The organism is Candidatus Acidiferrales bacterium, from assembly GCA_035515795.1.
Taxonomy (GTDB): domain Bacteria; phylum Bacteroidota; class Ignavibacteria; order Kryptoniales; family JAKASW01; genus JAKASW01.
In genome coordinates, this window is sequence record DATJAY010000005.1 from 172680 (window position 1) to 197546 (window position 24867).

General features: G+C 47.8%; 18 protein-coding genes. All 18 read right to left on the minus strand.

The window, feature by feature from the left end; translation table 11 throughout:
• Positions 1–2 precede the first annotated feature (2 nt).
• Positions 3–2246 (minus strand): TonB-dependent receptor, encoded by a 2244-nt coding sequence (locus VLX91_04540; GenBank protein ID HUI29465.1) that lies wholly within the window; start codon positions 2244–2246, stop codon positions 3–5.
• The gene (locus VLX91_04545) at positions 2182–2694 is read right to left on the minus strand and encodes a hypothetical protein (protein ID HUI29466.1); all 513 of its coding nucleotides are present in this window, start codon (positions 2692–2694) and stop codon (positions 2182–2184) included. Before VLX91_04545 ends, VLX91_04540 begins: the two co-directional genes overlap by 65 nt.
• Positions 2695–2734: 40 nt before the next feature.
• Entirely contained in the window at positions 2735–4156 is a 1422-nt protein-coding gene (locus VLX91_04550; GenBank protein HUI29467.1) for a C45 family peptidase, read from the minus strand.
• Positions 4157–4271: 115 nt separating this feature from the next.
• Positions 4272–4772 (minus strand): SPOR domain-containing protein, encoded by a 501-nt coding sequence (locus tag VLX91_04555; protein ID HUI29468.1) that lies wholly within the window; start codon positions 4770–4772, stop codon positions 4272–4274.
• 215 nt (positions 4773–4987) lie between these two features.
• Positions 4988–7357, minus strand: a complete 2370-nt coding sequence (locus tag VLX91_04560; GenBank protein ID HUI29469.1) for a T9SS type A sorting domain-containing protein — start codon at positions 7355–7357, stop codon at positions 4988–4990.
• 153 nt (positions 7358–7510) lie between these two features.
• The gene (locus VLX91_04565) at positions 7511–8317 is read right to left on the minus strand and encodes a hypothetical protein (protein HUI29470.1); all 807 of its coding nucleotides are present in this window, start codon (positions 8315–8317) and stop codon (positions 7511–7513) included.
• The gene (locus VLX91_04570) at positions 8314–9648 is read right to left on the minus strand and encodes a kelch repeat-containing protein (GenBank protein ID HUI29471.1); all 1335 of its coding nucleotides are present in this window, start codon (positions 9646–9648) and stop codon (positions 8314–8316) included. The genes VLX91_04565 and VLX91_04570 overlap by 4 nt, the downstream gene beginning before the upstream one ends.
• Before the next feature lie 49 nt (positions 9649–9697).
• Positions 9698–11257, minus strand: coding sequence for a serine/threonine-protein kinase (locus VLX91_04575; GenBank protein HUI29472.1), 1560 nt, complete (start codon positions 11255–11257; stop codon positions 9698–9700).
• Complete coding sequence (locus tag VLX91_04580; GenBank protein ID HUI29473.1) at positions 11244–12743, minus strand: sigma 54-interacting transcriptional regulator; 1500 nt, start codon at positions 12741–12743, stop codon at positions 11244–11246. The genes VLX91_04575 and VLX91_04580 overlap by 14 nt, the downstream gene beginning before the upstream one ends.
• Positions 12744–12755: 12 nt before the next feature.
• Complete coding sequence (locus VLX91_04585; GenBank protein HUI29474.1) at positions 12756–13754, minus strand: hypothetical protein; 999 nt, start codon at positions 13752–13754, stop codon at positions 12756–12758.
• A gap of 187 nt (positions 13755–13941) precedes the next feature.
• Positions 13942–14205 carry a hypothetical protein gene (locus VLX91_04590; GenBank protein ID HUI29475.1) on the minus strand — a complete coding sequence of 88 codons (264 nt, stop codon included), beginning with the start codon at positions 14203–14205 and terminating at the stop codon, positions 13942–13944.
• Positions 14206–14215: 10 nt separating this feature from the next.
• Positions 14216–14641, minus strand: a complete 426-nt coding sequence (locus VLX91_04595) for a hypothetical protein (GenBank protein HUI29476.1) — start codon at positions 14639–14641, stop codon at positions 14216–14218.
• 41 nt (positions 14642–14682) lie between these two features.
• Complete coding sequence (gene fliD / locus VLX91_04600; protein HUI29477.1) at positions 14683–16161, minus strand: flagellar filament capping protein FliD; 1479 nt, start codon at positions 16159–16161, stop codon at positions 14683–14685.
• A 13-nt stretch (positions 16162–16174) separates the two neighbouring features.
• Positions 16175–16498, minus strand: a complete 324-nt coding sequence (locus VLX91_04605) for a flagellar export chaperone FliS (GenBank protein ID HUI29478.1) — start codon at positions 16496–16498, stop codon at positions 16175–16177.
• A gap of 63 nt (positions 16499–16561) precedes the next feature.
• Positions 16562–17389, minus strand: a complete 828-nt coding sequence (locus VLX91_04610) for a flagellin (protein HUI29479.1) — start codon at positions 17387–17389, stop codon at positions 16562–16564.
• A 294-nt stretch (positions 17390–17683) separates the two neighbouring features.
• Positions 17684–18673, minus strand: coding sequence for a glycosyltransferase (locus VLX91_04615; GenBank protein ID HUI29480.1), 990 nt, complete (start codon positions 18671–18673; stop codon positions 17684–17686).
• A gap of 49 nt (positions 18674–18722) precedes the next feature.
• The gene (locus VLX91_04620; protein HUI29481.1) at positions 18723–23030 is read right to left on the minus strand and encodes a response regulator; all 4308 of its coding nucleotides are present in this window, start codon (positions 23028–23030) and stop codon (positions 18723–18725) included.
• Positions 23031–23132: 102 nt separating this feature from the next.
• Positions 23133–24764 carry an ATP-binding protein gene (locus VLX91_04625; protein ID HUI29482.1) on the minus strand — a complete coding sequence of 544 codons (1632 nt, stop codon included), beginning with the start codon at positions 24762–24764 and terminating at the stop codon, positions 23133–23135.
• Positions 24765–24867: the final 103 nt, after the last annotated feature.

Sequence of the window (24867 nt, forward strand, 5' to 3'; positions counted from 1 at the left end):
GGTCAGAACTTCATCGTCACGACGACCGAGTAGTTCCTTATCGGTGCGACATTCCCGATCATCTCAACGTAATAGTATTCGAACGCGTTGTTGACCACAAGACTTACTTCAAGGGGGCAGCCGACCGATGTCAAATCAACCCCTGCGCGTACATCTGTTACATATATTGGCACACGCTGGTCTCCGTCTTTCATGATCCCCAATTGAACAAGTTCTTGGTCGTAGTTCTCAAACTTTGAAAGATATCGGAAGTCAATCGACGCCCTGAAAAGCGAATACGAAAAATCCGCGGAGGCATAGAAAATCTCCCGCGAGCGGTACTTCAAAACAGTGCTGTCGGAAATGTCCCGGGGGTATATGTAAGTATAGCTCGCATTCAATGTCAGGAAATTCGTTCCAACGTTGCTTGAAATGTCGATCTCGTATCCCTGGATGCGCGCACGAGTAACATTTTCAAATTTTATTTGCTCGGTTAAAGTGTCAAATTCAGGTTCTATCATATTCCAGTAATCGCTTTGGAAGACCGAGGCATCGACGAGGCCGTACCACGATACCGGGATTCTCGCGCCGATTTCTCCAGATAGACTTGTTTCCGGAAGCAAGTCTGGATTTGGCACAATGATCACACCGCCGGTTGACGTATTGGAATATAGTTCGCTTAAACTTGGCGCGCGAAAACCTGTTCCGAGCGAGGCCCTGAGGGAAGATTCACTGCCGAGATCATAAACCAATCCGAGCTTTGGGTTAAACTGGTTGAACTCCTGCTTACCTCGTATTTTTTCATAGTCGTATCTAGCTCCTATCGTGGTACGCCATTGATCGAGTTTTCTTTCTCCCTGAAAATACACCGCGCCGCCACTGCCCTCCTTTGTCGAAAACAAGTTTGAATTTATGAAATCCGGCTCGACCTCGGTGCCGAAAGTCAGTATAGTCATTGAGTCGGCCTTCCATGTTCCTTGAAATTCCAGATAGCCTAAGTTTGAGGTGGAAGTGTCGCCGGACACATTTGCAGCCTGACCTTGAGGCTTCCCGAAATTGTCGTACCAGTAGTTGAAATAATAGCTTCCGCGAACAGCATAAAGGAATTTACTGCTCACAATATTCGTATAGATCCATGCAAGGTTTGCTCTGGTTGAATTCACCCACTCGCCGAGAGAACCGTCAGGAGGCTGGAGGGCGTGATTCAGATCTTTCCACCAAAGAAAACTGCCCGTGTGCTGCGTGAATACATTTCCGAAAATCTTCAGAGTCTGGTTCTCACCGATTGTTCCGGCAGACTTGATAAAAAAATTTAAATTGTCAAAACCGTCGTTTTCGATGTACCCGTCATCTTTTTTGTAGATCAGCGACGTCGTGAGCCCAAAATCTCCTAGACCGAGCTCCCCGGATGCAAACGAATGACTGATGGAAGCGCCCTGAAAGAAACGCGGCTTACTGGACCATTGCCACCCGCTGTACCGAGGCTGCTCGTATAAGCCACCGTATAGCTTAACGTTTGTCGAACTCGCATCGAGATTATTCTTGGTTATCACGTCGACGACTCCGCCGAGCGCGCTTGAACCGTACAGAGCTGAACCTGCTCCCTTGACAACTTCCAAGTGATCGATGTCCTCCATCGGAATTGATTCCCAATTAGCTCCACCAGTATCACCCGAGAGAAGAGGTATTCCGTCAATCAACAGGAGCACTCGGCTTCCTATTCCATAGGCAAATCCGCTTGAGCCCCTGATGTTGACCTGATCCTGAACGAAATTAACCCCGGGAACGTAGCGCAGCGCGTCGTCTAATGAAAGATTATTTCTCCGCTCAATCTCCGACGAACTTAGCAAGCTTATACTCACAGGGACTTCTGCCAAACTTTGTTCGCGCTTGCTCGCCGTGACTACCACCTGCTCAGTTTGTACCGGCAGCGGCTGAAGAAATATCGTGATCCTCTTTTGTGCCATGGTATCCAATTTTAGCTTCTCGCTAAACGCCCTGAACCCGATCATGGATACAGCAATCTTGTAGACATTCTTTTCTAACTTCGCAAACGAAAAGGAGCCGGTCGGCTTGGTAAGCATTCCAAATCTTGCCGTGCCATGATCGTCTCCAGATTGAATTACTACTGTTGCCCCCGCAATTGCGGAAGAATCTTCGGCGGAGAGTACGACGCCGTCTAATCTTGTCTGCGGGAGGCAGCTATTTTGAAAAAGCTGCAAAAGAACTATTGCCTGGAGTAGGCGGTGGATTCTTGAAATTGACATAAATATTTATTCCATTTGCGAACGTGTTTTCTGGAACGACTACACCTTCCGGCGAACCGACACCATTCAAATAGCCATAAGCGCCGACCACCTTCCAATCGACAAAAGTATTTGATCCGTACTGCATCGCGATTACGACATACTGAAAAGTGGACGACGAATCGAGATCAAAAATGTAAGACAGTGAATCGACAAACAATGGGAGAGCAGCTCCTCCAATTGGCGGATAGATCTTCGCTTGTCCGGTCAAAACTTCGTTGATAATATTAAGCGGAGGGTATTTGTAAAACGCCACGATACGAATATCATAAACACTGTCGGCAGGCGGATGTGGCCAATTTGAAAAATACACTGTCCCGCCGAAGCCAGGCTGGACTTCAGGAGCAGGCGCCGGTTCAAGACCATGTGTACAGCCGCAGAAAGTTACGCAGAATATAATGGCTAGCACAAGTATGGTTCTCAATTCTAAACCGGAATTTTTGAATTCGTTATTTTGCGGCGGAACTCTTAGAAGCGAACAATGTCCATGGGTGTGAAATCATGTCGTGCAAATACTTCGACTGCCATCTGTATCCCGGATGCGCAGCAAAAAACTTTGACGCGATGAAACTTTCGCCACAAGGATGTCCCATGCGCGCCACGAACTCCATCTTGCCTGCCATTTCTGCCGTAGCAACTTTCCCCTGTACTGCACCGCCAGGCGTGAACGGCCGCCAACCCCACTGCCTGACACCGATGGAGTCTTCGTCGGTGTGTCCGCACAAAACGCAAGCGTTAGGCCCTTCCTTCCCACGAACCTGGTCGAAGTGGTCTCCCATAAACTCTTCGGCGCGCTTTGCATCGATTCTTCCTTTATACTCCCGCATTAACTTTTCCCACCTGGCTCTCCTGTCGTTCATCGATGTGTAAAGATTGCCTGCCTTGAATGTGGTTTCTTCCACAATAAGTCTTTTGTCGACCGGGAAGTTGGAGCCGACATAATATCCATCTTTTGTACGCCAGGTTTTGTAATTTTTCAGCCCGAGCTCAAGCCGCGCCACTTCGTTCGTCTTGGTATCTCCGACAAGCCAGTCATTTGCGTATCCGCCATTGTTTCCTGTTGTCATGATCTTCACAAAATCATCGATGCTGTTTGAGTATTGCTCGGCTTCTCTCGCGCGCATGAACTCCGGAGTCCCGCTGGTGTCAAAACCTCTAAACTGCGCGATCGTCGTTTCGGTAATTAGAATCCCGGCGCTGTTTTCCGCAAAATCATCTCCACTGTGGATGAAGCCCGGGAAGGTGTCCATGAAAATTTCATTGCCCTTTTCAGGCACGATATCTTCGATGATGTTCCATCGTTCGCCGATTATGTAATCGATCCAGTTGTTATGCGCCATCACTATCCTGCCGTCGGAAGTGTAACTACCCGTCGCAATAAATGCGCTGCAGCTTCCGGGAGACTTGTCGATGTCGGCTCCTTTGATTCTCTTTGCTCTCAATGCAGGCAGATAATATTGGGCAAGTTCAATCCATCCGTTCAAAGCCGTAATATCGATTGTGTCATACTTCATCCCGCGGGCATTCAAACCTTCCGATATTCCTTCAATTTCATTTTTGTATTCATCGGTCAGTTTGGGCCGGAACATTTTCTCGGCAGATTGTCTATAGAAACTCCAGTCTTTGCGAGTCGAACGGCTCAGGTAGAACTTCAGCGTCTTAATCGCATCATCGATCTCCCGAGCGAGCAAGTATCCGTGCTGGTAGCCTATCTGATTTGGTGTACCTTCCACGTGGATATAAATCCAGCCCGCTTTATCCTCACGAGAGGCATTCTCCAATCTCGCGTCTAAGCTGGCGTGCCATGATGTTAGAAATAGGGAGTACGCAGCAAATACCAGGTACAAATACGGTAAGCGGTTAATTCTCATGGCATTTCCCTCGGATTCGTATCATTCCAATCACACTTCTCATGTCCCCGGCTTATCAACCTCTCGACTTCTATTCTCCCGTACAAAGCCGCATCTTTTACTTATTGCATCTTATCTACTGTCTGCTTCTCGTCTGCGGATTTTTGAAAACGTTATCCGGTACGACCCAGGCCCCCGGGAATCCATGACCTGTAATATAATTAGCCGCTTGAGAGGCGTCATACCTCGCTCGAAAGTCACCTGCGCGAATCTTGTAGTATGGGGAATCATAAATAATGTAAACGTTGTAGTCGGCTAAAAGCGTTTCCGCCCTTGTTCGATCCCCAATAGCCTCGGAAAGATCCAAAGTCGAGCCGATTTGCACGCGAAACCCCGGTATCGTGTTCGAGCTTTCCGTGCCGATGATTATGTCGAGGGTGTCCTTCGTGACCGCCGTGGAATCTGAATGATTGTTAAGTGAATCTCCTTTGACGGACACCGTGTCTTCGATTCTTGAAAGTGTGTCTGCAGATTCAATTGTATCCTTATGCATGCCCGCTGCCGTGGCGGAAGGAAGGGCGAGGCAGCAGTCCAGGAGGAAAAAAGTAAGGGCTAGTATGGTAAGAGCTGATTTCATAGATGTTTGGAACATCGACATTCCTGGTTTATTTGCGGAAACTCCGATGGCTCTCATTAATCGTAAAAAATTTACAGGTGTTCAGGATAGGAAACAAGCATATAAGTAGAGAAGCCTGGAAGGGATACTTTCTGACTGGATTTCTTATCCCAACAAAAAAGAGGCAGACAGATTTCTCCGCCCGCCTCTCAGGGTAGAAGGGTCGATAGGGACGACTACTTCAGCAAAACCATTTTCTTCACCGCCGAAAAACTAGATGTCGATAATCTATAGAAATAGACCCCGCTCGGCAGAACTTCGCCATGCAGGTTGCGACCATCCCATGTAACGACATGCGGTCCAGGGCTCATCTCGCCATCAAGAATTGTGACGATCTTTTGGCCGAGTATGTTATATATCGTAATACTTACGCGCTCGGTCTGGGCAATACTGAACGCGATTTGTGTTGTCGGATTAAATGGGTTCGGGTAGTTCTGCTCGAGAGAATAAGTTGTCGGTTGAACTGTCGGATTCTTTACAACTAACGGCGATTCAGGATCGACGGAGAGATTAGCCATAGTTGACGACGTAGTCCCGTCTGAATTATAAGTTGTGCTCGATGCACTTGAGCTAGTTGAATTGTATCCAACCACATCAGTGAACACGTTAAATGCACCCTGTGACAATCCGGTGATCGTGTAGTTGCCGTTACCATCCGTTATGCCATAACCCATGATGTTTCCATTTGCATCTGCTGAATAAACAATTGCGCCGCTTACACCAGTATGCATGGTGCTGGTTGTGATTGTGCCGCTTATAGATGCGTAGCCGGAAGCCGAATCGGGGATAGGCATGACATAGATATTAATTCCGCCGACGGCATTGCCGTCTATCTGAACTGCGGTCGCTTCCTTCCATCTCACCGTAGGACCACTAAGACTATAGAACGAGAGTGCGTAACTTCCAAGCGGGAGCGCAAGAATTTTGTAATATCCCGGCGGGAGGTCGGCAAACGTATATGTGCCTGTAGTATCCGCATCCGTGAAGTAGGCGCCAGCGACATGCATCTTCAGTGTGTCTCTATAATTCCAGACGTCCCTGAAAGCAATCATCCTCGCGGCGACACCTGTACCGCTTGTTGAATCAAGCACCGAGCCGCTGATTTGACCGAGGACCACTGGAGGTACGGGTATCAAGTTGAAGTTGATGCCGGTGGTATCGCTCAATAAGTTGAGGATGTCTGCGGTTAACAAGTTCTGCTTGTCATTATAGAAAGTCCTGAAGTACCCTTTTGCCCAGGCAAAAGCAACGTAATGGCCTTGGGGCAGCGTGTCGTTGTATACTCCGTTACTGTCGGTATGAGTTCTGAAAACGTACGGTGAGTGGACGTCATCGAGATCGAAACGGTGGTTGATTCCTTTATCATGGATTGCATCTTCAAAGAAATCGCGGAAATTCTCGTCGTTTATCCATTCGTTCAGATCTTCTTTAGCTTCGTTGAACACGAATCCCGCTCTCGCGAAGACAACCAGTGCACCTTTCATGATATTCCCGCTTGTGTCTGTAACACTTCCGGAAACAGTGAACTTCGGAAGTCGATAGAAACGACCTTTAAGAGTGAAGTTTGCACTGTAAGTCGAATCCTTTGTTACTCCGATAGGTGTTGCATCTTTGAGATCCTGGACATTGTTGTACCACTCCGGCAAATAATTTTGGTCGAGAGGAATGGCGCGGACAAAATATTTTCCGCCGTCGACATGATTTATCGAATAGTTGCCGGCTGAATCAGTCTCTGCTCTGTAATCGAAGAAGTCCCAGGGCAAAGGCATAAATCCTCCGATCATCGTGAGAGGAATTGCAGATCTATAAAGATGGACTACGACGTGAGAAAGCGGTTGCCCGAGAGTATCCGACACATTGCCGGCAATCTGCGCATCGATCATCGCCACCCTAACCACGAAGTCCTGTCTCGCCTCACCGCCCAAGCTTGAGGTAACTATCACCTCGACATCTCTATATCCTGACACTTGCGGTATCCACGTTATTAGTCCGGTGGAATCAATTACCATGAGTTCCGGATGTTCACCCAGGCGGTAGTGAAGAACCGCAGCAGGCGAATCTGAAACGGCGGTGACTTTATATGAGTAGACGGAGTCAACGGTAGCGTACAGCGGAGGAGTGGAAGTGATCGTGACTTTGTCTTTGTTGAAGTTGGAATACAGATAAACCGCAGCCATATTGCTCTCTTCAGAATCACCGGACAAGTTGAAGGCCTTTACCAAATAAACGTATGCAATAGGTATCGGGGGATAAATGGCGATCATTGGAGGCAATGTATCTGTGTAAGATGTCCCCGTAGTTGAATCAATGGGTGTGAAATGTGGTGCCGCGAAGGTCATCAACCTGGGATCATATGCAGCTCGATAAACGCGATAATATGTTGCCGTAAAGTTCGAAAGCTGTTCCCATGACAAATTTACATAACCAGCATTTAGCACCGCACTGAGAGAAAAGTCGGCCTCAACCGTCTGGGACCGCACTGCGGAGGTCATAAGGATTGTGCCCATCAATCCAATAAACCAAAGAGAGTATATTTTTCTGAGCATGTTATCTTTCCTCTTTTTTAATAAGGATGACTCAATCGGTGTGCCGTAGAACCATCGGAAACAGATGTGAAAGAAGGGACATTTGCAGGGGGATAAAAGATCCTGCAAAAAGTGCATGCGCGTGCGCAACAGTTGCAGAACGGTTTTCGCTAACTAGAAGCTGATCTTGAGGACGAGGTTTGCTGTCGATTGCCTGGGTGTGTAATCCAGACTAAAATACGGCGGAAGTTTTATGAACGCATCCACTGCAGAGTAAGCGTAAACTAAAACGAATGCTGATGCTGAATAAAATTCAGATTGGTAATACAAATTGTACGTCTTATACCGGGAAGAGGCGGAACTCGGAGTGGACGCATTTAGATAGCTTGTGCGCGCGCCTCGGCGCAGAAAATCAAAAGAGACAAATGATATTGCAGAGACCGCCCCTGCCCCCAAAAGAACGTGACCTTTGACCTCCTCACCTTGGTAACTCTGTTCCCATCCGGGGAAAATGACCGCTCTGAAAGTCGGTCCCTCATTATCGCTCTGTACAAAGCCTCCTTTTGACGAATAATCTGGCGCAGTTCCAGATTGTCTTTGGCGCTGTGCCTCTGCCTTCGCAATCTCAAAAACCTCTAGAATTTTCGGGGAGGTAAGAACGGGATCCAATGTGAAATTGTGATCCACTTCCAAAGCATTTTCGAAATGACCAATTGCCGCATCGTTCTTTCCTTGTGCGACTGATGAGAATGCTATGTATTTTTCGAACTGGACCCGCAATGAATCCGGAAGATTTTTCTCCTCGAGCGTCCGACGTGCGAGCAATTCAGATGAAATATACGAGCCGCTGTCGTACAATGATTTTATGCTCGAGAGGGTTGAGTCAAACTCGGCGCGGGTTTGCGAGAAAACCGGCGCGCAAAGGAAAGTACAGAGGGATAAATAAGGAGCGAGAAACAAAAGGCGCAATGCCGTTTTCACTTTGCCAGAAGCATTTTCTTCGTTGCAATGAACTTTCCTGCTGTCGTTGGCGCGACCTCGCTTGCTGTGAGTTTGTAGAAATAAACGCCGCTCGATAATTTGCTCCCATCGAAAACCACTTCATATTCGCCGGGATTTTGATGTGCACTGACTAATGTAGCAACTTCTCTTCCGAGAACATCGAAAACCTTTAAACTCACCTCGCTGACTGAGGATATCTGATAGCTGATTGCCGTTGATGGATTGAACGGGTTCGGATAATTTTGCGCCAATGAAAAAGCCTGAGGATTGGCATTCTTGTGTTCAAGAACGCCTATCAACTGCATGCTCGGGTCCGGAACCTCTTCCACTGAAGGGACAGCGAATTCTCCTCCGTTGTAATCAGGAGAGATTCCACCAAATATAAATATATTCCCATCGTCCCCGGTATCCGCGATAAATCCTGCTCTTGGGATACGCAGTGACACTTTCGATTCGTTTTCATATGCCGATCCTAAAGCACCGAAGTTAAGGAGCTCTACGTCTCCGTAAAACCCTTCGTTGGTTGTCGCTGCGCCGTAGCCAGAAATCGCAAAAACAGAATCACCTTTAACAACCACTTCAAAAAACGCTCGCGGATATTTCCAAGCAAAGCCTATCTGTAATGCCCCGGTTGCCAGGTCGTATCTTTCTACGTATCTGTACGGAGCAAAAATCTCCGCGACTTCAACCAAACCTCCGAAAATGTAGATATACTTTCCAATCTTGACCGCGTGATGGAAGGCGCGTCCCCACACTACAGTGTCGGGTGCCACACTCCAGGCTCCGGTAGCCGGGGAATAAAATTCGACCGTCCGACGAAAGCCCTCAGAACCAGCTCCACCGAAAACGAAAATGCTGTCGCCATACACTACAGATGCGGCACCTTCTCGGCGGTCATTCATGTGCTCCGAGTAATGCCATTGGTTTTTCGTTGGGTCGTACACCTCGACCGTGTTAAATATACGCCCCCCTGCGCTGTCGGCTCCTCCCATCACATAGATTGAGTCGCCGAGCGCCACAGCGGTCGCGTAGGCCCTCGGAGTGTTTAACGGAGCAACGGTCGTGTCCCAGGTTGCAGTTTTGAAGTCGAACGCATCGACTGTCGATGTTGCATGGACAGACGTGAGTTGACCCCGCACAATTTGCGTTCCTCCTCCGATGAGATAGAGTTTGCCTCCTATCCGTGCTGAACACATCCCGACTCTCGGACGCGGCATGTCGGGAATCGAAGAACCTTGCGAACACGCGACATTATAAACCATTCCGAAAAACCCGAATGTTAAAGCCGCTGTCAATTTCCACGATTTCATTTGCACCAAACCTTCGTAACTCCAGTATTATATCTCAACAACCGTGCCATTAGTTTTTCGAATTCATTTGAAAATTGAAGTTCAATCTCAAGGTATCGCCCGGATTAATTTTTAAATTCTGTATGATGTCTTGAAACGAGGGGTTATGAATTCTCAATTTACGGACGCCCGCGGACACAATAACAGGTTTGCTCAATGGGGTAGTATCCCTCTTTAGATCATCTACATAGATATCCCCCCACGGGGTAACTGTCACGAAAACATATCCTGCGTTTTTCAAAAAGTCCGCTTCTATCGTTGAAAGATTTTTTGGGCGTACATCAACTTCCTTCACGATCGGCACAAAGATCGGATTATTGAACGTGAGAGTGTGTTTGCCGACAGGAAATTTTATTGATCCGGCAATCGGAGTCCTGCCGATGTACTCACTGTCTATATCAACCTCAGCCCATGGGTTACAGGTAATCGATATATATCCAGAGTCGGTCGATGTATGAGCAGTTTTCAATGTACTCGACGTCGGCACAGCATGGACCAGAGGATTTTCGTTCAAGGTGGTTTTCTTAGGAGACATCTTGGACTCGGCGGTACTTTCTCTCATGTTGGTGCCGGGATTTTCTTTTTCCACCACGGCACCGTAGGAAGTATCGATTGCCTTTGTTGCGGGAGTTTTCATGCCCCGCCCAGTTGAGTTGATGAAGAAGTATATCAGAATCGACGCAGGAATCAACACCAATCCAATCGCAGCAAGAACCGGTTTGTTCTTGCCTTTCGCGACCAACCTCTTGATTTTCTTCATCCCTTTTCTCTCGCCCGTTAGAGAGTCCAGGAAATCGGCTGCCTCTTCTGCAGATGAGAATCTCATCCTTTTGTCCGGAGCGAGAAGGCGCTTCAAAAACTCAGACATCATCGGTGAAAACTTCTCCGACAATTTTTCAATTGATTCCGGACGGAAGTTTTGTATTCTATTTATACACTCAGCATAAGAACTACCTCGAAGGATTTGCTCGCCCGTAAGAGTTTCGATCAACGTGACTCCAAGCGAGAACAAGTCGGTTCTGGCATCGACGGTCTCGCCCCGCGCTTGTTCCGGAGACATATATGCCGGCGTGCCTATCAGACTGCCTTCCATGGTGAGCGAAGGCGCATTGGAAACCGCGGCAAGTCCGAAGTCGGTCACTTTGATGATTCCGCTTTGCGAGACAAGAATATTTCCTGGTTTTATGTCTCTGTGCACCACTCCCTTTCCATGAGCGTAAGAAAGCGCATTCAGAACTGAAGCTGCGACTTTTGTCATCAGTTCTTCGGAATGTTCGCTGTCGAGAAGCATTTTCTCCAGCGATTTCCCTTCCACATATTCCATGACGATAGCCGGCGCCCCGTCGATCTCAGTCAGGTCATACACCTGCACGATGTTCTCACATTGAAGTATCGCGCAGGCTTTTGCTTCCCGGGTGAATCTGGTTGCCAGATTTTTATCGCGCAGCAAATATTTGTGGAGGATCTTAAGCAGAACGATTCTATCGAGGATGCTCTGGTGCGCTTTATAAACGGATGTTGTATTGCTCTCGCTTATTTTTTCCAGGATCGCAAAACTACTTTGACTCACCGCCCCATTCCTTTATCCTGTATTGAAGCCACCTGAGTGATACGCCTAATTTCTCTGCAGTACGAGTTCTGTTGCGGCCGGTTTCGGTAAGAGTTTTTTCGACGAGCCTTCGTTCAAATTCTTCCAGGGTTTGTCCGCTTTGGAGAAGTTCTTCTTCTGAGTACTGCTGTAGCTTCAGATCTTCGTCAGACAACTCGTCGCTCCTTGAAAGGACCACTGCTCGCTCGATTACGTTTTGAAGCTCACGGACATTACCATTCCATGGATGCATGAGAAGGCGAGCCATTGCACTGCCGCCAATATTCCTCACATATCTTCCATGCGTTTCAGAGGCTTTTCTTAAAAAGAAATTTGCCAGCACGGGAATATCCTCGGCACGGTCTCTGAGAGGCGGGAGGTGAATTTCCACGATATTGAGCCTGAAATACAAATCCTCTCTGAATTTTTCTTTCTTGATTTCCTCGGTGAGACTCTTGTTAGTGGCCGAGATTATCCGTACGTCAACCTTGATATTTTCCACCCCGCCGAGTCTTCTTATCTCTTTTTCTTGAAGCACACGAAGCAGCTTTCCCTGCAATGACGGCGGGAGATCGGCCACTTCGTCGAGAAAAAGTGTTCCACCTTCCGCGTATTCGATCAAACCTTTCTTATCGGAAGTTGCTCCCGTGAAAGCACCTCTCTTGTATCCGAACAGCTCGCTCTCAAGAAGTTGTTCAGGGATCGCAGAACAATTTATTGCCATGAAAGGCTTTTCTCTCCGGGAACCCTGTTCATGTATTGCGCGGGCGATCAATTCCTTGCCTGTTCCGCTCTCGCCGGTAATCAGAACGGAGACATCGGTGTCAACAACGCGGTGGACAAGATCCAAGACTCCCTTCCAAATCTTGCTCTTTCCTATGATCCCAGGAAAAAGATCCGAGCTGGCAACCTGATTTTTAAGCCGGGTGTTTTCAGTTTTAAGATCATCATATTGTCTTGCATTCTCTACGGCAACGGCCGCCAAATTTCCGAATACCGCGAGGAACTTCAACGTTTCCTCGTTAAATTTCCGTCGAGACTTCGTGCTGTCCAGATAAATCGCGCCGGTGGTCTTGTCTTGTATGACGGCACCTGTTTGACGGAGGCGGAGCGGTACGCAGATTATAGAGAGTATTTGTTGTGCCACTATGCTGCGCGACGCCTCAAATCTTTCGTCGTTGAGAGCATCAAAAGTCATAATCGGCTCACCGCTTGCAAGAACCTTATTGATAACGGAGGAAGATGCGGCAGACTCGTCGGCCTCCTTCCTGCTGCTGAAATTTTTGCTTGCAACAACGTTAAAACCGTTTTGCTCGTTCACCATGACGATGTATCCCCGCTCGGCGTCAAGATGCGCCATGGCAGTCTCCAGCACCTTCTCGGTCAGTTCTTGCCGATCGAGAATCGAATTGATTTTCTGGGTTATTTCGTATAATACGGTAAAATTATCCTTCACATGATCAGACATATGAGTTCCAGCTTATTGTGACGGCACGAAGAAAGCAGCTTCGTGCGAGCAAGCGCTATTTCCAAACTGGTCCACTACCGCAACAGTCCAATAATAATTCCCGTGGGGTAATCCAGGTAAAGAACTCGGATAGGAGTAATTTATTGTATCTGGGTTAGTCCCTGGGTTAATCTCCGACTTTGACCAAATTGTTCCGCCCGCCAGGCTTACCACCTGCAACTGGTAAGTATATTCGAACGAAACTATTACCCGACCCCAACTGAACACCGGATAATTAGTTGTTGTATCTTGAAACGGTGACGTTGGTAAAGGCTCAGATTCTATGATTCTCGTGACATAAAATCCGGGGCTCAGCCCGATACCGTTTTCCCGGTCGATCGCGACAACTTCAAATTGTTTTCCGATAAGCCATTGGAGATCATTGTTCGGGAGCGAATCCGCATTGATAGTAACCTGATAGACATTTAGAGCAGCGTTGTAATTCATGCCGAAGGTGAGAGAATCAATCTTCACATAAACTGTGTCCACGTCCAGGGGGCCGTCAGGATCCGTAACGCTGGCAGAAACCGATGCGGTATAAACAGGTCCCGGATACCAATGATCAGTCTTGTTTGTTATGACCACCGCATTGTTTGCCTGCGGAAGTGCATCCAGATGAACCAGCGTGTCGAGAGTTCCACCGACGAGCATGGCTATTCTTAACGTATCGTTTAGGTATGAAGATTTTGTTATCACTACAGAGATACTTCCAGATGGCGCATTTGGAAAACTGAAGCTTCCATCTGCCGCGGTTACCTGCGCCAAGTTCGTGCCTTCGATTGTTACCAATGCTCCGGAGATTCCTACGCTGAGTGAATTCAAAATCAGCACTTTCCCTGAAAGGTTTCCATCGGTCGTGTGGTTGGGCGAACCCGGGTCTAAAGGATTATCGCGGGGTGCGTCCGGAGCGCAGCCGTTGAGAATCGCGGCAGAAAGCCATAACGTCACCAGGATGGTTTTGAAGTTCCTCATGCTCCTTCTACTCATGTCCAGTTTATCAACGAAAGGGTGGAAAATCAAGTAGCATCAGGCTTATGCATAAGAGGGTTGGCGATATTGGAGTGTTGACGGAGAAATGCCGGGCAGAAACTACATGGGCCCGCTCTCGCGGTCTATTCGAGCTAAAGAAGAAATGCAACGAGAAACGGGAAAAAAATATTTATCCGTTTCGAATGACTTTGATAATCGAACCTGCTACCGAGTTGAGTACTTCGTCGGAGTTGTAGAAGCCTCCTTCGATCCTGCTGCGTATCTCAGAGAGTTTATTTTGAATCTGCACGTCATGAAGTCTCTTAGCTTCAGGTGAGAGCTCCACCTTGTCGCTTGTATTTTGTACGGATTGCTTTTCTGAAAGATCCACTTTCTTCTTGACTTCCTTCGTGTTTTCAAAACTTGTTACAGAATCAATTGGGTTAATAGCCATAGCGCCCTCCTTAAGTCTTATCCCGCTCATTAACTATTGAAACAGGATATGTGGCCACCGCCTTGCGAGGCCCCGCCAAATAAATATTTTCTGGCGGGAGATGCCGCAGGGCGGCATAAGTAGCGATGTCCTTCGCTTTTCTCATATTGGCGAGTTCCTTTAGCAGCGTGGTGGTTTTTGCTCTTATCACGTTCGTTGCCTCGGAAACGTCCTGTTGTATATTTTTCATCAACAAATTCATCTCATCTAATATATCGGAACTTGTTGTTGAGACTTTAACCTCGACGAGAGCCTTCAAATCTTCGACCAGTTCACGACGTTCACCCATTAGCCTCATAGATTCGCTCAAATCGCCGTCTTTTACCGACTTTCTTAACGTGGAGGCATTCTCCGCTAAACTACGAGTTATTCTCAACGCTTTCGCTTCTGTATTCATATCGATTCTTAAATCAACATTTTAAGTTCACACTGCAAGATCTACAACAAACCACTTGTTGACATGTTACTCCAGATGCTGCTGAGAGAGCTTTGGGTTTGGTTCAGCTGAATCAAGAGTGACTCATACGCGGTGAATTGACTGCGCATGGCATCAGCCTGAATGTTAATGCTTGATTGCATCGAGTTTATCATGTCATTCATCGAATTGATCTGGTCCTGCGATCCGTTTATCTTTTGGTCCATCACTCCACCCGGCTGTGAAAATGATTTCACCAGGTTGTCGAGCTGCACGGCAACTCCGTCAGTAGAATTGAATAAATCGCTCACGGCCGAAGGGTTCGAGGTCAAAGCGCTCGTAAATGTGGACTGGTCGCCGAGGGAAAGGGTTCCGTCATTATTGAGAGTTATGCCAATTGCGTTCAACGAATTAGGGTTACCGCTTTTCACGGAATTTACCGGGCTCATTAGAATATTCTGCAATGCCATCTGCAGGTTCATGAATGTAACGTCGCCCGCAAGCGGGGCACGGGTGACCGCAGCATTGGAACTGCCAGAAGAACTGCTTGTGGTGTCCCTCATGTTTTGTGTTAATGACGAAATCAGTGTGTTATAAGAATTGATAAAATTCTGAACGGTAGATTGGATTGCGTTCGTGTCCGGTGCGATCGTCAGCGTTACCGGATCGTCTGTAGGCTGCTGTGTGCCCCCAAGGCTTAAGGTTACGCCGTTGAGAACATCAGTGATCGTGTTCGAACCCCGTGTGATCTCGATGCCGTCTAATGTAAAGTTAGCATCCAACAAATCGATGGAGCTGTTGATGTATCCTCCGCTTGTTCCCGTAGACGCGGTGCGTCCGCTGATGATGCTGTTTGTCCAGCCGACATCCTGGAGCAGATTTCCGGAAATGTCGGCGACGTTGATCGCATTTGCTGAGCCGCTTTTGCTGCTCGTGAACACGAGCCTCGCGGTGGAACTCGTATCGTTGACGACTGAAGCTGTGACTCCTATGCTGGCTGCATTCACTGCGGCGGCGATATTTGCCATCACGGTTGAGTTGGAATCGCCTGAATTTACACCGACATTAATCTTATTATTTGATCCATTTATGGAAAATGTGAGAGTCCCGGTGCCGGCAGCGGCGGAAATATCCGTCCCAGATTGCGACAATTGATTCGATACCAGCGTGTCATATTTCGCTAATTGTGTTACTAATAAACTATGAGTTCCCGATGCGGCAGTCGCTTGTGCAGTAGCGGTAACAATAGAGGGATCCGAGGACGAGACCGTTTTCGCTGCGAGTGGAGACAGAGACCCGACGGTCTTCAAACTTGTTGTTTGCGATTGAAAACTTGACAGATTCGACTGTATGCTCTTGTAAGTGGAAATGAGTGAATTGATACTTGACTGCTGCGACTGAAGCTGGTAGACTGGCTGGCTGATTGAAGTAATATATTCTGAGACGAGCTGGTCGATTGAAGAGCTCGATGATGAGTTTGTGTTCAATGTTACGGAAGACATTTTCTATCTCGAATTATGATAACTTGAAAGCTTCTGACCATGCGGAGCGAAGCTCGCGGATTACATTCTCGACTTCCTCAAAATTACCTTTTCTCGCCTCGCTCTGGCAGTATCTATACAAACGAAAAAAACCGAGAGAAGTCTCTTTATATTCGAAATCTAGCGCCGCAATGAGCTGCGTCAGACCCGCATTCACTTTAGACAGATCGCGTCTTTTGCTGTTCACAATAACATAATCGTACAATTTGAGAATCAGTTGAACGGGCGTGAGGCCCATTATTTCATTCTTCTTGTATCCTTCAAACGCACGCTTTGGTTTATATGCTACGGCTTCCATGGCTGCACCTTAATTATAAGGAGGCAGTATCCCGCCTGTTTGACGGGATACTGCTCTCAATTGTTATTGGAACAGTTTCAAAATTCCAGCAGGTATGGAATTCGCCTGCGCCAACTGCACGGTAGCAGTTTGCTCTAGGATCTGGAGCTTAGTTGCGTTGACCTGCACCTTCGCAATGTCAGCATCCATTATTCCGCTCGCAGCAGCATCGACGTTTGTGATCGATGTGTTGAGCACTTGCGTCTTGAAGCTCAACCGGGACTCAAGAGAACCGACATACTGCAACACCGATGAAACAGTGTTGATAGCGCTGTCCACGCTCGAAAGCGCAGAAGCGATGTTCGCAGTGCTTATGGCGTTCATGCTCAACGCGGAAGAGTCAACCGCGGTCGATATACTGACGGACAGGGTATCTCCACTGTCAGCGCCGACCTGGAACGACTCGCCGGTGAATGTCGTATCGATCAGGGCTTTCCCGTTGAATTTCGTCTGGGAAATTGTCTGACCGATTTCATTCATGTAGTCATTGACCTGGGTGACGAGGGCCTGAAGTTCGTCGGAACCTAATCCTGCGTTGCCGGCTTCCATAACCAACGTTTTCACGTTGACTAAAATATTGTTGATTGCTTGCAAGCCGCCTTCAGCTGTTGAAAGGACGCTTTGAGCATCGCCTACGTTCGTCAGAGCCTGGCTTAATCCTGCGGAACGGGCCGACAATTTCATGCCGATTGTATACCCGGCAGGATCGTCTCCAGCGCTGTTGACACGCTTTCCAGTCGCGAGTTCAAGCTGTGCTGTTTGAAGCTGTTGATTGATTGAGTTTAACGCGTTATACGCGTTCATAGCGCCAACGTTGGTCGCTATACGGAATCCATCCTCATAGGATGCCATGGTAAGTACCTCCATGTTATTTTCTTGCGCGGCGTCCTTGCCGCAAGAGGAGTTAGTTAAAATCCAGCATCAGATAGCGCTCCTCTCGCCATCCTGCCTCCACGCCAACGGCCTCCACGCAGATGCCATGCGCACCAGGTTTCGGCAGCAGGTGTGTCGTTAACTTTAGTATCGGAAGTCGATGATGGAACTTTAACCTAATTGATGTAAAACGCGCATCATTTTGCGGCATCTCCCGTCAAAATGTTCATATTTTGGGATCCCGCCTTGATGCTGCGTGTACCCGACAAAGATTCACACACCAAGCACTTTTCGACAGGCGTTTATTAATTGCTCAAGCTGGTTTCCGAGTCTGATATTTTTGTCCCCATCTTTTTGGATGCCAATGAGAATCGTGTAACCATCTTCTATCCTATTAGATGATAAGTATGCGACTGCAAGAACGTACCTCGAAATCATGTTCGACGGATTGTGCTCCAAACTTTTCTTCGCAAAACGGATCGCCGAGCCGTTGTCGTTCATTTCAAGTGCAAGCTGGGAAAGCTTCATAAACAATTTATCCAACACCGGCTTCGGCAAGCGTGAGTAATCGGTGTCCAGAACTTTCTTCAACTCTTCATACGCCTCCTCACGATCCCCGTTGTTCATTAAGGTAGCCCCCACTTGATAATTCAAGTACGGATCCTTCGGATATTTTAATAACGCTTCACGGAGGATTCTGAGATTCCGTTCGCTTCTTTTTTCTGTCCCCTGCACGACCTTTCTCGCGTATCCATGATGTAAAATCGTAAGATTGGAATCGGCAATTTTGCCTCCGGCACTCTCAATCGAAGGCCTGATCTGCTCATGAATCGGAAGCGAATAACGAAATTCCTTCCTATTTCTGAACAAACGCACCAGCTTTATCTCGTCGAATTCGACGATGTCGCTCTCGGGCATCTTACTTTTCACTATCATCTCGAACGCATCTGCATCGGAAGATTCGATCATTGCCGGAATTCGCTCTTGCGTATCTTTGACAAGCTCCTCGTCTGCATCAAGTACGAGTATCCAATCGCCGGAGGCATTCTCCAGAGAGACATTTCTTGCATCTGAAAAATCATTTCTCCACGCGCGCTCGATGATTCTCGCGCCGAACTTATTTGCCACATTCTTCGTGTAATCTGTCGAGCCGGTGTCCGCGATGATGATTTCATTCACTATCTTCTTTGCGCTTTCGAGACAAATGGGGAGAAGCTCCTCTTCATTTTTCACGATCATGCAAAGTGAAAGTTTTGGCTTCATTGAATCCCCTAGAACCCAGCCTGTGCCCGAAATTTGTCAAGTCCCGTCTTTACTTCCCGATGAGATTTCGTACTGCCTCTTCTGTCATCGGCCGCAGCATTATATGGTCGACGCCATTTGATTTGTCCTCACCCTCGCGGTTCGTCAAAAGTATCGTCATACATTCGGGCTGCGTTTTCTTGATCTGCTGACAGACCTCTTTGCCGTTTATCGATGGAAGACTGAGGTCAACGAAGGCAGCGGAAAACTTCTCCGACTCAAAAATTTTGGCCGCTTCAACCGCGTCGCCGGCAACTTTCAGACGCGAATAAATCTGAAGAAGGTACTGCGACTCTTCTTCAAGCAGCGCGCGGTCATCTTCGATTAGAATTGCACTCTCTCCTTTCGGCATCTCGACTCTCTTGACCTCACAGACATCGGTGGTAAGTTCGTTGCCGAGCGCCCGCGTGTCAACTTGATATCCCATCTTCTCAATTTTATTCACCAGTGCTTGAATACTTCCGTTACTTTTTATCGTATCGTCCCTTAATACGGCACCTTGCCGGGTCGTAAGCCTGACTCCGATGTGTTTCCCTTTTCCATCCGCAAGCTCGCTCGGACTTGGGAGGGCGGTCATCATCAACACCTCACAATCCGGAACTTCTGATATGATAATAAAGTTGACGAAAATATCTTTTATCAATTCGGAAACGGTTGACTCTGCCCTGAACTCAGTCAATGCCGAAATATCGAAGTTCCTTATTCGTTCTGAGGCAGCTTCGTGTTCCATGACGCCACTCCTGATGCTCTCGAAGATGGCATCTTGGTTCGTATACGAGCTGTCGAGATCTATCGATAAATCTTTTGTTGCGGAAGCAAGCCGCATTTTTATTTCCTCGATTATTTTCTCGTCGCCCTGAACAAACGAGAGCCTCGACAGCACGCCGTCGATCTCGATCCGGGCATTTCTCATTGTCGCCGGGATCTTGTCCACAGAATCGCGGAGAGTCGACAGATCCGAGTTCGCTTTGTCAAGTTTTGTTTGCAGCTCCGCGGAATTATCCCGCGCCGCAGGGAGTTCCGATGCGAGGAGACTCCTGAGCTTGTCAAACGTGAGCTGAATCATCATCTGCGCAAGCGGATCTGCGGAAGTTTTGATCTCGATGACCCCAATTCCGAAAGTCAAAAAGTTTGCCTCGTAGAGTTCTCCGCCATCTTTCTGAACTACATCCAAAGGTTTCACCGAACTCTGAGCGTCCTTCGCTGCTGAAACTGAAGAACCCTTGTCTCGTTGTTTGAGATAATCCTCGAGAATTGTCAGGACTTCATTTGGATCATCCGCTTTGGAGAGGCCCGTTATGAAATCGTTCATTAGTCTGGACTCACCGGACAAATCGGACGCTGTTCTTGCATGAGTTTCGGCGGCTCGTTTTGACTCGAGCAAATCAAGAGCGATTGAAGAAACGGCATTGAGTTCGGACGGCGCGGGGGTCACTCCGACAAACTTGAACATCAGTGCTAGATTCTGCTGCCGCGATTTAAGACAGAAGTACACTCCCTCCGATGAAAACACCTCTTCACCTTTGACGAAAGATGGATCGGCGGCGAGTTGCGCTGCCGGAACCATCATGCCAAATTTGATACTTGGGATCGAAACTGTGCTGGGTAAACTTCCATTGATGGTGGATAATGTCAATCTCGGCCCGTCAATGGAATATATCGCGATGGAGTCTGCTGTGAAAACCTGTTTGAGGAGGTCAACAGTTTTCTTGGATATTTCGCCGAGGCTCCCATCACTTATGCCTGTCAAGCCTACTAGTGCCCGGGTAACTTTCCCGCTCTCCTCGAACTTTCTTTGGGCCGACAAGCGCGTGTATATGTCTGCTGCAGTCGAAGAAGCGACGCTCAGGATTTCACGTAGCTCGTCAATCGCTTCCTGATCGATTCCCTCATTTTGTTCCGGGGAATTTTCGGGAATTGCGGCGGAAGCGAAGCCGCAGATGTCTCCTACCGGCGTACTCTCTATGGCTAGTCTAGAGTCCCCACCTGCAGAAACGATATTTGAAAAAGATGTGTCTGGAAGCTGGGCCCTCGAAAACAATCCTCCATTTCCCGCGAAGGACATGTCTGCCTGGGTTAGACTCAACGATAATGAGGGCTCGATCTTGTCCGTTGCAACCGTGAGCAAATATACATCGGCACTTTCTCTGGCGGCGTACAAAATTCCGGCGCAGATTAATTTCGGCGAAGTTTCGCCTGCGAGTATCTCTTTCAAATTGGTAAGAATGTTTTCGTATTGTTCCGAAGTGGCAAGCTCTTTCAACAGGTCATGGTGATGCTTGAGCTTGTTTATCTCCGCGCGCTGGACAACCCCTTCGGTTACTTCCCTTAGATGAAATACGGTTGAGTTACTCAGAGTCGCACTTTCTATCCTGAAGAATTTCCCATCAAGTTCGACAGTGCTGGTGCGATTGAGGGCGCCTAGTCCGGAAAAGAGAGTGTCAATGTTGAGCGACTCATTCAATTTGACGGCGAGTTTTTCCCGCGCAGCGAGATTTGCCGCAGACACTGTTCCGTTCTCCAAAATGAATATCGGCTCTTCTGAGAAAAACTCGATCGAATTCGCGAGGAGGTTTTGGGTGTTCCGCAGTTCCTGTCTGAGATTCTCCTGTTCCGTAATGTCTTCGACGAAAATGAAGATGGAATCCGCGGCGGCGGACAGGCACACGTTGAGATTTTTGCGGTCGGTTGCGTGGCAGGTCCTTGTGACGACATTCTTTGAGCGAAGCTCGGATTTGATTGCCTCCGGAGATTCGCTTAGGTAACGTAGAAAACCATCAAAGCTTTTCTCATTGGCTAGGAAATCTTTCAGCAAACTTTCGAATCCACCGTTCCATTCGACTATCTTATTTTCTACTACACGAGCGGTAGGGAATATGCTGTTGAACAATTTTTCGGCGTTGAAGGAAATCTTCCTCGAATCCTCCGCCGCCTTTTTAAGATCTGTGACATCACTGAACGCTAAGTAATGATACTCGCCGCTGCTCCATTGTGACACAGAGAATGTTCGTCCGTCTGAAGCCGGTGTTTCAAAAGTCGAATCCGATTCGGAGAGCGTCGGGATTCCATTACAGGAGGTGAACTCATCGGCAGAGTCTGTGATCGTGAAAATTCGTTTCAAGGATTCGCTGGCAAATTCGATTTTGCCGGCATGGATGGCTAAAGTCGGTATGGGAGAATTCTTTACGACGTCTTCCGAATGTTTTTTCTCTTCGACGGTCAGTTTATCAGCAAGTTCATTTTCCTTACGAAGGGTATCTATGGTTCTGTCAAGTTCGGCTTTGATGTTTACGCCCGCAGTCTCGTCGAACAGATAAACTACAATTTGATTATTGTCATCCAGAGAAATTATCCTTGCCTTGAAATACCTATCTGAAACTTTAAGAGGAAAGCTATCATCCCTTCTTATCTTAAGGCTGAGTAAGAATTCTACGAAATTCTGCCGGGTTTCCTCTTCCATTATTGAGGACAACGGTTGTCCTATAGCATCTGTGCCTCTGCCGAACAAATCCCTCAGCGCCTGGTTGGCTTCCGTTATGATGCCGCTTTCATCGAGAATACATGCGGGGATCGGCATGACGTCATACAGGTGAAGATGCTCGCCTTCCTTTTCAATAAACTCATTCTTCATTTTGATGAACTGCTCGTCGAACCTCTTTTCAAATACCTCAAGTCTGCTCCTTAGATTTGAAAGGTAAACGGCATATTTGAAGAGCGAACCGAATTGTCCGAAAAAGGTCCGGGCATCATGGATTCTTGAAGGAAGAAGCGATAAGATTAAATAATCTCCGGATTCTGCCTTGACGGAGAGGGTCGAGATCAGATCGAAGCCAAGCTCTGATTGAATTTTCTTACAAACCGCAGAGGTCGCAAAATCTCCCATCAAGGGAAACGGATCTTCGAACTCATAGTATTCGCCCTTGAACACTTTCGCTCTGCCTCCGCGCAGCGGAATCGCGTTAACATCGAGTCTGATTCCGAGTTTTATAAGGAGATTTGAGATACTATCTATGTCGTTGCCCGCGTAGCAAACTAGCCGCGCAGATTCGTTCGTACGTTTGAACATGAATACACTGCAATCGAAAGTTTGCATGATCCCGTCTGCTACTGCGGGAAGAGATTTGTCTGGTTCATCTGCGGCCATGACTTCCGATAGTGTGGACAGAAACACTTTCAGAAATCTCTCTGTCATGGGGTGGGTCCCGATCATCCCCGCGGGGATTTTACGCCTGGAGTACGACCTCAAATAGATAACGATTATGATTGCCGCGACGACGAAAAGAATTGGCAGAAAATCTAAAATGAGTAGATCGCTCATCACTCAGGAAAAATTAGTTGAAGGCTCTGTCCGGTGAATCCCTCCGGGGAAGCATCGGACTTCTGATCTGAAATTCAAGGTTCAAAATTTAAGGCTTATTAATTACTGTTTAGGCAGAGTAAAATAAAAGGTTGAGCCTTTCCCTTTGCCGGCAGATTCAACCCAAACGGTTCCACCGCACAGATCGACAATCTTTTTGACAAATGCTAAACCCAGTCCGCTTCCTTCGACTTTCTCGGTGTCGCTTGTTTTCACTCTCTGGAAAATTGCAAATATCCTCTCATGAAATTCCTGCTGAACGCCGATTCCGTTGTCGCGCACAAAAAAGAGATAGTGGTCGCCCTTGTCTTGCGCCCCGACCGTGATCTTCGGGTGCGGCTGGTCGCCCATATATTTAATCGCATTGTCAAATAAATTCATAAAGACCCGCTCGATGTATTTGGCGACGACGTAGAGCTTCGGGAAATCTCCTTCCTGTTCTACTTTTATTCTTCTTTCCGACATCCTTATCGACAGCTCTTTCAAAACACTGTTGACCAGTTCGCCGATGTCCGTCTCGTCGAGCACCATTTCAACGCTCCCGACTCTTGCCAGGTCGAGAAGATCATTGACGAGAGAGTGCAGTCTCGCCGAGGATGAGAGGATAGCCTCGATCAGAACATCCTGCTCAACCTCTAGATTTCCGCTGCGCTTGAGCTCCTTTGCAAATCCTTCGATAACGAGGATCGGAGATTTCAAGTCGTGCGTAATCGCATAAGTAAACTGCTGAAGCTCGTGATTCTTGCTTTCAAGAAGGTGCGTTTTTTGAATGGTCTCCTCGTGCAGCCGCGCATTTTCTATCGCCGCGCCGATCACGGTGCCGATTCCTTCCATGATCTCGCGCTGAGGATCTTCGAGCGCTCTCTCTACTTCACTGAATAGCGCACTGACGCCCACCGCTTTTCCTTTAGCCTTGAGAGGGAAAATCACTACTGAATCAAAAACAGATTTCTGCAAAGAGCGGGGAAGCCCTTCAAAATTATCGCCGCGGTTTAGCGACTCGACAACGTCGGATTTCAACACTTTTCCGAAGATGGTCGCGGCCACGTCGGACCCGTGAACCTCCGAAAGAAATTCTTCGTTAAGATTCGCGCTCGCCGCGACAAAAATTCTCCGTTCGCTTTTGTCCGGTAAAAGTATCGCCCCCGCGTCGCCATTAAAAATGTCCATCGTCTGCCTGACCGAATACTCAAGCACTTCTCTGAAATCGATTGTGCGGTTGAGAAGCATGGCGATTCTGTTTATCGCACTGAGCTGAAGGTTTCTTTGAGTAAGAGTTTCTTCAAGTTTGCGGCGGCTGGTAACATCCATCAGGATCCCGAGGGCGCCCGTAAGGACATTATCTTCACCCAAAATAGGAGAAGTAGATATCTGTATATAAGCCTCAGTACCGTCGGGATGTCTGAAAAGAAACTCACGAGGCTCAACCGGGCGCTCCGTAGAAATTGTTTGGTTGAATGGCAGATTTGAGGCCTGGACATGCTTTTTTGTGGCAGGATCGCAGAAGCCGCGAAGCAAGTGGGACGAATTTTTGTGAAGGTTGACGTCTCTCGTCACGCCGAAAATCCGTTCGGAGGCGCTGTTCATGACCACAATTTCTCCGAACCTGTTGGTGACCACTATGCCCTCACCGATGTCCTCGAACAGCCTCAACAAATCTTCAGAGATGATCAGGGTGCTATTTTTCGTCTCCACGTTCATTTCGAATTAGAAGGATACTATAATCATGTCAAGTTAAACCTCCATCGTTTCAGTTACAATCACTTAAGTGGAGCGGGTGAGCTATAAAACAGGAACA